This window comes from Zobellia sp. 1_MG-2023 (assembly GCF_030549125.1).
Taxonomy (GTDB): domain Bacteria; phylum Bacteroidota; class Bacteroidia; order Flavobacteriales; family Flavobacteriaceae; genus Zobellia; species Zobellia russellii.
The window spans coordinates 50,116-63,460 of record NZ_JAUOSY010000001.1 but is presented as its reverse complement, the minus strand read 5'-3'; the positions used below and the strand labels follow the sequence as shown (position 1 = coordinate 63,460).

Annotated in this window: 14 protein-coding genes; 3 read left to right on the top strand and 11 right to left on the bottom strand. The window is 38.2% G+C overall.

What is annotated here, in order from left to right:
* Position 1 precedes the first annotated feature (1 nt).
* Both Q4597_RS00250 and Q4597_RS00245 read left to right on the top strand, forming a co-directional pair.
* On the top strand, positions 2 to 2,323 hold the full coding sequence (locus Q4597_RS00250; protein WP_303404317.1) for a BamA/TamA family outer membrane protein: 2,322 nt from the start codon (positions 2 to 4) through the stop codon (positions 2,321 to 2,323).
* 205 nt (positions 2,324 to 2,528) lie between these two features.
* Complete coding sequence (locus tag Q4597_RS00245; RefSeq protein ID WP_303404316.1) at positions 2,529 to 2,966, top strand: BLUF domain-containing protein; 438 nt, start codon at positions 2,529 to 2,531, stop codon at positions 2,964 to 2,966.
* 72 nt (positions 2,967 to 3,038) lie between these two features.
* Here the strand turns inward: Q4597_RS00245 and Q4597_RS00240 are convergent, their stop codons facing one another.
* Positions 3,039 to 3,539, bottom strand: coding sequence for a Dps family protein (locus Q4597_RS00240; RefSeq protein ID WP_215438009.1), 501 nt, complete (start codon positions 3,537 to 3,539; stop codon positions 3,039 to 3,041).
* Between the two features lie 226 nt (positions 3,540 to 3,765).
* Here Q4597_RS00240 and Q4597_RS00235 point away from each other — a divergent pair, with 226 nt between their 5' ends.
* On the top strand, positions 3,766 to 4,260 hold the full coding sequence (locus Q4597_RS00235; protein WP_215438010.1) for a ferritin-like domain-containing protein: 495 nt from the start codon (positions 3,766 to 3,768) through the stop codon (positions 4,258 to 4,260).
* Positions 4,261 to 4,481: 221 nt separating this feature from the next.
* Here Q4597_RS00235 and Q4597_RS00230 read toward each other — a convergent pair whose 3' ends face one another.
* The 10 genes from Q4597_RS00230 to Q4597_RS00185 all read right to left on the bottom strand — a co-directional run bounded on the left by Q4597_RS00230 (position 4,482) and on the right by Q4597_RS00185 (position 13,264).
* Entirely contained in the window at positions 4,482 to 5,510 is a 1,029-nt protein-coding gene (locus tag Q4597_RS00230) for an AraC family transcriptional regulator (RefSeq protein ID WP_303404315.1), read from the bottom strand.
* A gap of 53 nt (positions 5,511 to 5,563) precedes the next feature.
* Entirely contained in the window at positions 5,564 to 5,710 is a 147-nt protein-coding gene (locus Q4597_RS00225) for a hypothetical protein (RefSeq protein WP_215438012.1), read from the bottom strand.
* Positions 5,711 to 5,926: 216 nt separating this feature from the next.
* A complete protein-coding gene (locus tag Q4597_RS00220) occupies positions 5,927 to 8,923 on the bottom strand; it encodes a PAS domain-containing protein (protein ID WP_303404314.1) in 2,997 nt (998 codons plus the stop codon).
* A gap of 5 nt (positions 8,924 to 8,928) precedes the next feature.
* The gene (locus tag Q4597_RS00215) at positions 8,929 to 9,375 is read right to left on the bottom strand and encodes a response regulator (RefSeq protein WP_215438013.1); all 447 of its coding nucleotides are present in this window, start codon (positions 9,373 to 9,375) and stop codon (positions 8,929 to 8,931) included.
* Between the two features lie 9 nt (positions 9,376 to 9,384).
* Positions 9,385 to 9,945 (bottom strand): AraC family transcriptional regulator, encoded by a 561-nt coding sequence (locus Q4597_RS00210; protein ID WP_215913894.1) that lies wholly within the window; start codon positions 9,943 to 9,945, stop codon positions 9,385 to 9,387.
* 229 nt (positions 9,946 to 10,174) lie between these two features.
* Positions 10,175 to 10,366: a hypothetical protein gene (locus Q4597_RS00205; RefSeq protein ID WP_215438015.1), complete on the bottom strand. Its 192-nt coding sequence runs from the start codon at positions 10,364 to 10,366 to the stop codon at positions 10,175 to 10,177.
* 30 nt (positions 10,367 to 10,396) lie between these two features.
* Entirely contained in the window at positions 10,397 to 10,558 is a 162-nt protein-coding gene (locus Q4597_RS00200; protein ID WP_215438016.1) for a DUF1328 family protein, read from the bottom strand.
* Between the two features lie 165 nt (positions 10,559 to 10,723).
* The gene (locus Q4597_RS00195) at positions 10,724 to 11,467 is read right to left on the bottom strand and encodes an SOS response-associated peptidase family protein (protein ID WP_303404313.1); all 744 of its coding nucleotides are present in this window, start codon (positions 11,465 to 11,467) and stop codon (positions 10,724 to 10,726) included.
* Between the two features lie 78 nt (positions 11,468 to 11,545).
* The gene (locus Q4597_RS00190; protein WP_303404312.1) at positions 11,546 to 11,995 is read right to left on the bottom strand and encodes a PA2169 family four-helix-bundle protein; all 450 of its coding nucleotides are present in this window, start codon (positions 11,993 to 11,995) and stop codon (positions 11,546 to 11,548) included.
* 198 nt (positions 11,996 to 12,193) lie between these two features.
* On the bottom strand, positions 12,194 to 13,264 hold the full coding sequence (locus Q4597_RS00185) for a DNA topoisomerase IB (protein ID WP_303404311.1): 1,071 nt from the start codon (positions 13,262 to 13,264) through the stop codon (positions 12,194 to 12,196).
* Positions 13,265 to 13,345 lie beyond the last annotated feature (81 nt).

The following is a 13,345-nucleotide window of genomic DNA, read 5'->3' as shown; positions in this document are numbered from 1 at the left end:
TATGAGATTGAGCACCACACCTTTTTTACGCATTTGTATACTGTTTTGCTTGGCAATCCCGTACGGATGTAGCGTGGGTAAGTATATACCCGAAGACGAAACCTTGTTCACAGGGGCGGAAATTACGGTGGATTCAGAAGAGGAAAAGCGCGCGTTAAAACCCGTTGAGCAAGAGTTGAATACCTTGATTAGGCCAGCGGCCAATTCTTCGGTTTTGGGAATGCGCCTAGGGCTCTATTATCATTACAAAGCGCAACGGGAAAAGCCCGGTTTTTTAAATAAATGGTTGAATAAAAAATTTGGGGAAGAGCCGGTATACCTCAGTGATGTAAATACGCAGCGTATTGAAGAGCTTATGCTCAACAGATTGGATAACCGTGGCTTTTTCTACAGTAAGGTTTCCACGGAAATAGACAGTACCAAAAAATACGCTTCGGTGAATTATACGGCACAACTACCTAAACCCTATACCCTAGAGCAGTGGAAAATAGATAAGGACAGTCTGCCTATTTATGAGGAGATAGAACATGCCATGGCCAACACCCAACTAAAGGCAGGTGAACGTTTTGATTTGGAACTTTTAAAATATGAACGAGAACGGATTGATGGACATCTAAAGAACAGAGGGTATTATAACTTTAATCCCGATTTTCTCATTTTTGAGGCCGATACCAATCGCTATGAGAATAGAAAGTTCGATTTATTTCTACGATTGAAAAAGGGTACACCGGAGAAGTCTATTATTCCGTATACCATCGATTCCATTGCAGTATACCCCAATTATTCCATTGAAAATGACAGTCTACCACAAGTTTCGGAAATAACGGAGGAAAACGGTATTCAATTTATACAGGACGAAGAGTTCTTTAAACCCAAACGTTTGGAGCCTTATATCCTTTTTGAAAAAGGACAGAAATACAATTCCGAAACGGCGCGCCTTACTAGTAACCGGCTAGCGGCTTTGGGCAGTTATAAATTCGTGAATATTAGATTTAACGAAATGGATACGTCATCGGTAGATAACAAAGGACTGCTTAATGCGGATATCTTTTTATCGCCTTTAACTAAAAGGTCCCTTAGAACGGAACTTCAGGCAGTGACAAAATCCAATGGTTTTGCCGGTCCGGGAATAGCGGTAACCTATAACAACCGGAATGTCTTTAATGGGGGAGAAACCTTTAGTTTAACGGGTAATTTTGCTTATGAGACACAACTGTCCGGAGGAGATAATGCAGGCTTAACAAGTATTGCCGGAGGATTAAAGGCTAATTTGCTCTTGCCAAGATTGGTGCCTTTCTCGCCCAGCAGATTTAACTATGCCGTTCCCAAGACCAAAATAAGTTTGGGTGGTGATATTCTTAAACGGAGCAAACTTTATACGCTAACCTCTTTTAACGGCTCTTTTGGGTATACTTGGAATGCAAATAAGTTTGTGTATCATGAGCTAAACCCTATAAGTATAACCTACGTAAACCTTACCGATACCACAGAGGAATTCGAGGAAATCCTAGCCAACAATTCGTATTTGAGCAGCAGTTTTGAACAGCAATTTATAGCGGGCCTAAATTATACATTTACTTATAACGAGTTGGTAGATGAAAATAAGGACCGCCCCATTTATGCATCCACAACGCTGGATGTAGCGGGGAACACCTTGAGTTTGTTGAACGGAGGAAAGAGCACGGCATTTGGTTTGGAATATGCACAGTACGCCAAAGCGGATATAGATTTTAGGTATTATTTAAAGTGGGGAAAGGAAAACGCGGTGGTCAGCAGATTGTATGCCGGTTGGGGAATTCCGTATGGTAATTCATCTACCTTACCTTTTGTAAAACAATTCTATTCGGGAGGTCCGTACAGTGTTAGGGCATTTCAGATACGATCTTTAGGGCCCGGTACGTTCCGTAGTGACGAGGATAGTACCAGCTCCTTCTTTGATCAGTCCGGAAATCTTAAGTTGGAAGCAAACCTAGAATATAGGTTTCCTATATGGTCCTATCTTAAAGGAGCACTTTTTGTAGATGCGGGTAATGTATGGTTGACGAATGAGGCCGAAGCCGGCGAAGGAGAATCGGAAGAAAGTATAGCTTTTAATCGGCAATTAACTACAGAAGGCAAGTTTGGTTCGGATTGGATAAGAGAATTGGGTATTGGGGTAGGTTTTGGACTTCGCGTAGATATTCAAAGTTTTGTCATAAGGTTTGATTTTGCTTCCCCTTTACAAGTGCCGTACTTACCGGAAGGCGAGCGCATACGGACTCCGTTCATAGATGGAGGAAGCGGAAATGTTATTTTTAATTTTGCTATTGGTTACCCTTTTTAAGCATTTTTCTGAGGAATGGATTTATGTTACGACTGCGTTTTGGGGGTTTTATCAGCGATTAGTGGTAAATTCTAATTACTTTTGCTATCTTAACATAAGCTGAAAAAGGCTGTATTCTTAACGGTAAGCTTGAGAATAAAATTATTTAGAATTTATATTGTGTTGTGAGGGACTCACGGGCAGGCTAATCATCCCCATTCTATTGATGTATACACTTACTTACGAATCAAAAGCGGTAAAAGAACTTACGAACGCAGATATCGAGACCATTTTGGAGACGGCCCGTAATTTTAACGGTGCGAACAATCTTACCGGATGCCTTATATTCTATAAAAGAAGATTTATTCAAATTTTAGAAGGTGAGAAGGAAAAGGTACAATCACTTTTTGAGAATATTAAGAACGATTCTAGGCATACCAATGTATATCAGTTATCGGAAAATGAAGTGTCGGAACGTAATTTTCCCAATTGGGGCATGGTCTACTATCCCATAGATGAGAATGACCTGAACAAAAATGAATACGAACAGTTTAAAAGAAACTTGTTTTTACTGGCCGATTTAACGGTGCATTCCAACAAAACTGCCATTCTTTTCTGGAAGCGTATGAAATTGCTCATTACTGCACCCCCGGATGAAATCTAGGGGGTATTAAATTAAAGACAAAAAAAACGGCGATAAATGATATCGCCGTTTTTTTTGTCTTTAAACTTACTATTAATCAAATTGCTTAAGAGATGCTCTTAACATCCAAGCCATTTGTTCGTGTGCCTGTAAGATACCGGTAATAAAATCTGCAGTACCTTCATCATTATGAGCTTCGGCATTTTCGCCAATACTTTCTCTTATAAATTTGATGACTTTGTCATGGTCTTTTAGCAAGACCGTCATAAAGCTTGCGCTATCGGTTTGGTCTGGGTTGTTTTCCTCCAAATGAGACAGCTCTAAAAACTCTTTTAGAGTACCCGGGGAATAGAACCCGAGCATACGGATACGTTCTGCTACTTCATCAATAAATTTTTCCAATTTGCCATATTCCTCCTCAAAAAATACGTGCTTAGTGTGAAAATCAATTCCCTCTACATTCCAGTGTGCATTACGCGTTTTTGTATAAAGTAAAAACTCATCGGCCAATAATTGGCGAAGCATTTTTACTACAGCTTCACGGTTTGATTTTTTTATACCTATCTCGGTTTTTTGTGCTTCTTGAACTTCCATAATTTTTTCTTTTTTGATTACACATACAATTTACACCAGAAGGGCTGCGTAGGTTGACCGGAAAAGTTTATTAATTGCTCCAAAAGGTAAAGACTAAAATGGGGTAGTTCATTTTATGAATTACAACATTCTTTTTTTGTATTGGGTCAACATTCTGCACCAATGAAGACTACTTTAGTGAGGAAAAAGAAAATAAGGAGTACTAAACTTTGTAAAGAGAAGGAATATGAAGACGTTGAACGATTTATTCGAACATCAATTGAGGGACCTTTACAGTGCGGAAACCCAGTTATTGGCAGCTTTGCCCAATATTGTGGAACATGCAAACGACAAGCGTTTAAAACAGGCTTTTGAGAATCATTTGGAGGAAACAAAAGAGCAAAAGAGTAGAATTGAAAATATCTGTCGCGAATTGAATATTACACCTAGCGGTGAAACCTGCCAAGCAATGAAAGGGCTCATTAACGAAGCCAAGAATTTTATAGACAAGGCGCAGGGTGATGAGTTAATGGATGTAGGTCTTATTGCGGAAATACAGCGCGTACAGCATTATGAAATTTCCGGCTATGGAACGGCGGTTAGATTTGCCAAAGAACTTGGATATAGGGATATTGCCAAAACCTTACAGGAGACGCTTAATGAAGAGTATGACGCGGACAATACTTTGGAGAAACTGGCAGAAACCCGTTTGAACAAAAAGGCCATAGGAGATAACGCTTAGTTACTGTGTTGGTTTAAGAATTAAAGCCCAAGCAAGTGTTTAAACACTTGCTTGGGCTTTTTAATGTGCTGTAATAATTGCAAGAAAGTGAAAGGATTAAATCGTACGTTTTAATCGTAAATATATAACCCGTCATGTTCCAAGTTCATTTAGGGGTATAAAAAAACCGGTATAAACTATACCGGTTTCTTATCAACAACCAAACTATTCCTGTAAGTTTTTTATGCAGAAGCTGCCATTACGTTCTGCTTATCTTTATACTGCTTTGGGCTACAGTTGTATTTGTTTCTGAATATTTTGGAGAAGTAGCTACGGCTTGTAAATCCAATGCTATATACTACTTCGGATATATTTAAATCTGTGTTTTTAATAAGTTCTTCGGCTTTTGCAATACGTACCTCACGGATGTAATCCGTAACCGTTGTACCATGCATCAACTTAAAGCCTTCTTGTAATTTACAAGGAGAAAGACCTGATTTACGACAAAGTTCAGAGATGGATAATTGTCTTTCAGGATAGTTGTGTACAAAGTCCGAAATATCCTTTACAGCCTCCATTTCTCTTGTGTTAAGGCTTCCAGTCTGATTTTCTCTGTTCTTAAGGTCGTCTGTATGTTGTTGAACCTCTAAGGCCAAAATCATATGTACCAATCCTTCTATCAAAAGGCTTCTTACGATACCTTCTTGCTTGATAGCTTTTAACTGAGCAATCTGATCAGCGATTTTTAAGTTATAAGAACCTATGTAGATGGTATTTTGAGCAGGCTTACCTTTCAATATAAGCTCCTGTAGTCTATAGTTTAAACCGTTCTTTTTAGCGGTCTCGTTACTTGCTACCGTTCTTACTACTATAAGAGATGTTTTTACCCGTACATCTTTTTGAAAATATAGAACGTTGCTTGCATTGCTCTCATTGGTTAAGATACCTGTCTGAAAGTTCTCTAAAACGTTCTTTTTGGTTTCGTCATTAAAGCTGTGCGCAATTCTACCTCCGGAGCAATAAGCGAAACAAATAGGTGCATTTTCTTCACAACCTGTTCTTATGGTAAAGTCATTGGCGAATTCCATATCAAATTCCAAATAAGAAATTCCACCTTTAAACGTAATACCTCTAATATGTCCCCTACCTAATTCGTTGTCCAAAGTTAAAATGTGTTCTTTAACATTCACGTCCAATGACCCACCAAAATTTTGGTGTAGTTGTTGAAACATATTCTTAATTGCTGCAGATGATAAGTTAATAGTTGTCATAGTGTTCTTTTTAAGGTTGTTAATTTCTTTACGCTAAGGATGTAACCAAGTGGTTATCCTTTTCTCTGTTGTTGACCGCTTTGGGCCATTCCTACTGTAAAGCTTTCTGGATTCATACTATGAGAAGGACTCTCATTAATAGGTCTAACACGACCGACTCTTGCCAGCTGCTCAGATACTTTTTCTATTAGATTTTTCATAGATACCAGATTAATTATTTGTTCTGGTACAAAGATCATGGAGAAGGCCTCATTTTCTCTTACACAATTTTCGCTTTGTGTTATAGAATTGTGGGTTTTGAGCTAAAAAGCGGTTAAAAAGTCCTTAAAATGGGGTGAAATAAAGCAAAACAAAGTTTGTTCTAGCTTTGTATGCTAAAATTGTATAACTCTAAGAAGGTCTTTCCAAAAGTTGAATTAAGCTGGTAAATAGAAGATGAAGGCAGAACCTTTGCCAAGTTCACTAGTGGCATAAATGAAACCGTGATGGTTTTCTACAATCTTTTTACAGATAGCTAAACCTATACCTGTACCTGAATATTCGGATTTTTGGTGTAAGCGTTGAAATACTTCAAATATTTTATCGGAGTACTCCGTTGAAAAACCAATGCCATTATCTATAATAGTAATCTTATAATAGGTATTGGCCGTCTTGAAGAAGTCTTCGGGAATTTGCTTGCCATGTACCTTTTCTGCTTGAATGGTAACGGAAGGTGTTGCATCCGCTACTTTATACTTTAATGCGTTTCCAATTAAGTTGTTGAACAGTTGCTCTAGCTGGTAAGATACCCCGCGGAGTGTAGGGAGGTCTTCACTCTTTATAATAGCACCCGTGTTCTCAATGCTTGAAGAAAGGTCCTCTTTAACCTTTAATAGTACCTGATTCAAATCTATGAGCTCAAAATCTTCATGTTTGGAATCGATTCTAGAATAAGTGAGCAGGTTCAATACCAATGCCTGCATACGGGAGGCGGCATTAACAACCTTTTGAAAATAGACCCGGCCTTTATCCGATAGGTTTTCGGTCTCCGTACTCTCCAATCGGGAGATGAACATTTGGGTCTTTCTAAGCGGTTCCTGTAAATCATGACTGGCCACCCGGTTAAAAGATTCCAGTTCTGCGTTACTTTGTTGTAGTTCCAAATTACTGGCCCGTAATTTTTCCTCCGCCGCAATACTCAATGAGATATCCTGTGCCACCCCGGACATGATTTGTTTATTGTCTTTCTGAATAAACTGACCATTTACTTTGAGGTGCTTAACTTCTCCTGTTTTGGTAATGATACGGTAGCGGTGTTCATTAACGCTCAGCTCATGGGTAGATTTTTCAATGCTTTGCTGGTAGGTCTTTAAATCTTCCGGGTGAACAAATTCACCAAATTTCTTCAAAGAGGATTCAAATCCTTTGGGTTCAAAGCCTAACATGCGATAAAAATTATCTGAAAGTTCAATCATATCCGTACCCACGTACCAGATGAAACTTCCAATTTTCGCCAATCGTTCCGCATCTGTAAGAATAGAGTTTTGTATGGAGAGTTCTTGATTGAGTTCTATAACACGATCGGAATTCTGCTTTTCTTCGGTAACGTCTACTACTACGCCCACAGAGGCCCTTCTGCCATTACGAATAAGCGCGCGCCCATTAAGTTCTATATATTTTACATCTCCTTGTTTGGTTATAATGCGGTATCCGTTCACTTTTGATTTACCAAATTCAACTGTTTCGGCACCTAAGAGGTCATAAGCTTCTAGATCTTCTGGATGAACAAATTTGCGGTAGCTTTCAAAAGTTATTTTAATCGCATTGGGCTCGTACCCCAAAATCCTATAAAAATTATCGGAAATTGTAGCTTCGCCATTATCCAAGTACCAAATATAGCTGCCTATGTTAGCTACGTTTTCCGCATCAATAAAAATGGAGTTCTGAGTCTCTAATTGCGTATTGAGCTGTACAAGTTGTTCGGTCCTTTCTTTTTCTTCCGTTATTTCCCTAGAAGTGAGTGTAACACCGTCTCCTAATTTTACGGCTCGGGCACTGAACCATTTGGGCATGCCATCTACTTCATAAGGAACTTCGTAAGATTTGGGTTTGCCTGTTTGAACCACATCTTTTAAATAACCGAAAATTTCGGTTTCAAAAATTACAGGAAAAACTTCGGATACGTTTTTGTTGATTATTTCCTCTGGAAGGTCTCCCGTAATGGGTGTAATCTTATCGTTAATGAATAAAATTTTAAAGTCTGAGATATTACCTTTTTTATCCCTAATAGCTTCAAAATTCATAATGGTATGCGGAATGCTTTTAAAGATGTTGTTCAAAAAAGCACGGTTGTCCAGTAATTTAAGATTTTGGTCCTCTAGCCGCTGGTTAAGGAATAGTTGTTCTTCTTTGGCTTTTTCTTCTGCCGTAGAATTTCGTGCGGTTACCATAATTCCTTCTGCTAAAGGCGTTACGAGTGATTTGAACCATAATTTTTCGCCTTCTACGGAAATTTGTCGGTCAAAACTTATTTTTTCCTTTTGCTCAAAACAGTTCACCAATTGTTCAAATTCTCCGTTCAGCATTAAAAATGGAAATACATTGGATATAGGTTGCCCGGTTATTTCATCGGGGTCTAGCCCTAGATAATCACGGTTACATTCATTGGCAAATACAATCTTAAAGTCTATAATTTTCTCCTTATTCCTATCGTAAATAGGTTCGTAATAGTTTACAATGTTATCCGTAGTGGCGAGCACACTTCTGAGAAAATTTTCTGAACTACGAATTCTTAATTTGTTCCTGTATATCTTTAAAAAGGCAAGTACAAAGACAAGAAGGGCAAAAAAAGCAAGTAGTAGAGATGTAAGGGGGGCAAGGTATTTATTGGATTCGTATTCTTCCCTGGTCTTTTTGATAGATAGGCGCTCTTCCGCCAGCATCTGGTTTCTGATATTCCTAATACGGTAGAGCGTAAAATTAATATCGCTTTTCTTTTCGTTTTCGGATTCATTAAGAACGATTGAGTCCTGAGCTGGGTGGTCTCCAAGAATTTTGAGTTCTTCGTGTAAAGAATCCAATAATGCTTGCATTGGCGCCAAACGAATTTGCTGTGAGGTATTATCACGCGTAAGGTCCTTAAGCGTCTTTAATATGGTTTCTCCCTCTTTTACATAATCGTCAAAAATGGTGTTATTTCCTTCTGACCTTTGGAGTTGGTTCCTGAATTCTTCCGATTCTGCTTGTGTAGAGTGCGCGGATAGTTCGCTAATAGCATTGTTTACTTGCAGCGTATGGGCTACTTTCTCGGCTAAATCTTGCATGCGCATAATCTGGTAATACGCCATGCTTGCCGTGAATAGGATAATTACAAAAGCAACGAACAATAAAACTATGTAGGTCTTGGAAGAGGTATATATTCGTTTAAAATCCATAAGGTCTATATGCGAAATAGAAAGGTGTCTTTGTTAAGGTTAGACGTGTGATACTGCCAATTTAATTGTAAAATCCGCTCTACGGAACTTTGCAATTTAACAAAGTTATTGGGCTTATTAAGATAAATATTTGCTCCATTTAAAAATGTTTCTTCTATATCCTTCTCTGAGGAGGAGGTAGAATAAATGGCAATGCAAAGGTCCTTTAAATTTGAATTTTGTCGTATTTCTTTTAAGCACTCCATGCCATTTTTTATGGGCATGTTCAAATCCAGAAAAATAAGGTCCGGTAAGACAACACCCGGAGCGGAGAGGTAGTCCATAAGTTCTTGGCCATGATTAAAAAGAGACAATTTGGTCTTAATGCTGATTTCTTCTATAGCTTCACTGAAGAGCATTCTGTCATCATCATCATCATCTGCAAGTGCAATGTTCAGCAATTTAGTGTTCATAGGTAAGTATTAGTTGGGGTTAGCGGTATGATTGATTTTCTTCTTCATAATTCTCTGGAAAGTACTCGGGGTAAGTCCGGTTGTCTTTTTAAATTGTCCGGACAAATGTGCTACACTACTATAATTTAGCTGAAAAGCAATTTCCGTAAGTGTCATATCCGTATTACAAATGAGTTCCTTTGCCAAATCTACTTTACGTAAAATAATATAGTTTTCAATAGATGTATAGGTGCTCTCCGAAAATACAGATGACAAATGTGCATACGAATAGTGGAGACTGTCGGACAAGTAGGTGGAAAATTTTAAGGAACTCAATTCTTTGTTCTTTAAAAAATCGTCTATTGCATTTTTTATGCGCTCAACAAGGGTTATTTTTTGGTCATCCAAAATTTCAATTCCATACCTTCTTAAGGAATTGGTAAGAGATTGTTTTTGGTCTTCGGGTAGGTTGCCTTTTATGCGTACTTCGCCCAGACTGCCCAGTGTATACGAAATGTCATAAGCATCTAGATGTTCTTTTAAAAGCGTCTCACATGCCTTATTAAAATCGTATTTTACAAAGAGTACCATATGCTATATAGAGCTGTATTTTCCTAAGATGAAAGATATGCGTTTTATTTTTAAAATAAAGCATTGTGAATAGATACGATAGAAAAGTTAAACTAGATTAAAGTTAGGTGTAAAATATTTGTCATTTAGCAGATATGAATGCGTGCTATGTATTTAAAACCATAGGTAGCAAAAAAGCGGAAGCTTCCTAATGGAAACTCCCGCTTTAACAACCAACCAAACTATTCTCTTAATTGTCGTCTACAGCATCTTCAATTCCGTCTTCAACATCTTCGGCGCCTTCTTCAATGGCATCGCCTGTATCGTCAATTGCGTCTTCTATCTTGTCTCCCGTATCTTTATTTTGTTCCCTACAACTCGTAAGTGTAGTAAAGGATGCGGTCATTAAGACAAATAACATTACATATAGTGTGCGTTTCATAGTATTTAGGTTTTATAGATTAATAATGTGTTAGACCGCTTTCTTTCCGGTGAATAATGAAATCACGAAAAGAATTAGGAATATGAAAAATAGGACTTTGGCTATACTTGCAGCGCCGGCTGCTATTCCACCAAATCCAAATATTGCGGCAATAATTGCCAGTATTACAAAAGTGACTGTCCAGCGTAACATAATATATGGTTTTAGATTAGTAAATTTTTAGTGTCGTACTTATCCGACTTCTATACTACAAAGATGAAGCTTGTGTGCCGTTTCCATTGACACTAAAAATTTTGATTTTGCCTTTAAACAATTTGAATTTCAATGAGATTGCTTAAAAGGAGACCTCGGTTGAGGTTAGGAATTACTTAAGTCTATACTATTGTGGAACAGTAGGTCGTGTAGGGGAGTAGGGAGAAAATCAGACTCGCCCAAAACGGATAATTCGTTAAAGGCATCCGACATATTATTTTCAAAAAAATCTTCTGAAATGGCCTCTGCAGTCAGGGAGCGTGATGTTTCTTCTGTATGTATTCCGGTAACGGGAATTTTGTAATCTAGCCAATCTTGTTGTTGATGTTCAGGTAATATAAGCGGCATCTGGTTACCGGCATTATGAACTTCGGCAAAAGTTTTATTGGCCTGTTGCGTAACTAATGCGCAGGTCATAAAACCATCTTCTAGCTCATTGCAAATAGCTGCTAGGGCAAACGGTTCACCGGATTCTTGGGTCATATGAAAGAAGAGTAACTCTCCGTCCGCAATAAATGTGGTGTAAAAACCGGTTACAATAACCAAGCATCTTTCCGTTTCTTCAGATTGAATAAACCAAGGCCGTTCTTTTAAGGATTGTATAGGTACGGTTAAGGTATTTACGTGTTTTTGAAACGTGCCCCAATCTCCTTCAAATTTTTTGGGAAGAATACCCCAAATAGATGTAGTGATAGTTCTTTGCTGTTTTGAGGTTATGATAGGAACGGTACTTTCTTCTAGTCCGTTTATAATTTCTCTAGGTCTGTATATATCGGGAAATTCAAAGATGGCGTCATATCTGTCTTCAATCTGCTCTCTTGCTGCCCGAATAGATAATTTGTTAAACATAATTAATGGTATAAATAGTTAGTAAAATGTAAAAAAGGGATACAAATGCATCCCTTTTATTTTTGGTCTTTACTATCCTTATAGTACGTCTTCCAATCTTTTGATGCTATTGAGATCGGTACTGATTTTATTCATTTGCTGAGTAAGCAGTGTCGTTGTTGTGGTAGGTAATGTAACCTCGTTCAATACTGCTTTGTACTCTTCCACCGCTGCTTTTTCTCCAGTAATGGCTTCCTCTAACATAGACTCGTCATTATCTGCGCTAAACCACGCTTTAACGTCCATCCAACCACGGTGCATTGCTCCTGTGGCGCTTCCGCCTTTTTCAAAATCCTGTCCGTAGCGTACAATTTCCGACTTTAAGTCATGTCCAAAAGTGTAGCGCTCATCGGCCTTACGTTTAAAAAATGTTTTCAAATCTGTGCTTTTGGCATGCTCGGCAGCTTTTTTAAAGCCCTTCTCTGCATCGTACGTTTTTTCTAATATATTGTTCAATTTAGTTTGTACTTCTTCGCTATATGTGCTCATCTTAATTTAAATTTTAATGAACGGCAACTTTGTAAAAATTGATGCTTGCCGTATAACATCTTGCTTTCTATTTGTAAAATTAGAGCAATAGATGCGTTGGTCTTTATCTGAAAAAATCAATTATTGATGCAATCCAAGATATTCGGATTTAAAAGGTATCTATTTGTTTTTCAGTGTGAAATAAAACAAAAGACCGTGTTAAAACTTTGGAGTGTATTGCTCAAAAAGGTCTAGTATGACCATTTCCGAAGTGGAAAAATGTTCCTGTTTGGAGTCGGTTTTCTGTGCCTTGTCAAACCACTTTTCTATGGAGCCATCCTCATATTTGGAGACTAGAACCGGGTGCACATAATATTTGCGACAAACATTGCGGGTATTCCCCAAAGCGGCCGCTGCAGCATCAAAACCTTCTAGTAAGTTTTGTTTGGTTTCTTTTTGGGTATCTGCGGTGCCTAGGTCTAAAAGCGTATCAAAAAACACAATGGATGCCGCCCATGTTCTAAAATCCTTGGCGGTAAAAAACTCACCACTTATCTCATGCAGGTACTCATTTACCATAGAACTATCTACGGATTGCTTGTCACCATCTTCATCATAATATTGAAATAGTTCCCAGCCGGGAATGTCCTCGCATCGGCTTATAAGACGAATGAGTTTTTTATTGCGTACCGTAACCGAATGTTTCTTTCCTTTTTTGCCTACAAACTCAAACTTTATGTTGTTCTTAAAGATTTCAACATGTTTTTTTCTTAGGGTAGAGAGTCCGTAAGATTTATTGCGCTTGGCGTATTGCTCGTTTCCAATACGAATATGGGTCTCGTCCATGAGCTTTATAATGAGGGCTACCACTTTGCTTTTAGACCATTGCTTTTGTGCAAGGTCCTTTTCTACTTGCTCCCTAATCACAGGTAACTTTTTGCCAAATAGGCTCATTTTATAAAACTTGGTCTGGTTTCTAATCTTTACCCAAGTAGGATGGTATCTATATTGTTTTCTGTTCTTAAGGTCTTTTCCCACGGCTTGGAGGTGTCCGTTTTGCAAATGGGTGATCTTTACATCTTCCCAGGCGGGTGGTAAGACCAAGCTGGTAATTCGTTCTAATTCGTTCTTATCTTTTAGGGGCTTCTGTTTGTAGGTATACACAAAACTTTTTCCTTTTCGGTGTCTGGAAATGGGCATTTTGCCATTGTCTACATATACTAGATTTAAGTTTTCTATCGCCAATTCCGGGGCTTTTAATAACTGACTTAAAAGGTTCTTCCGTGTCATCTGTTTTTAGTTGATTTTTTTGTGTGGAAAAGGGATGAGGTTAAAGATATCTCCTATATAGCAATGGGTTTGAGCTCTATC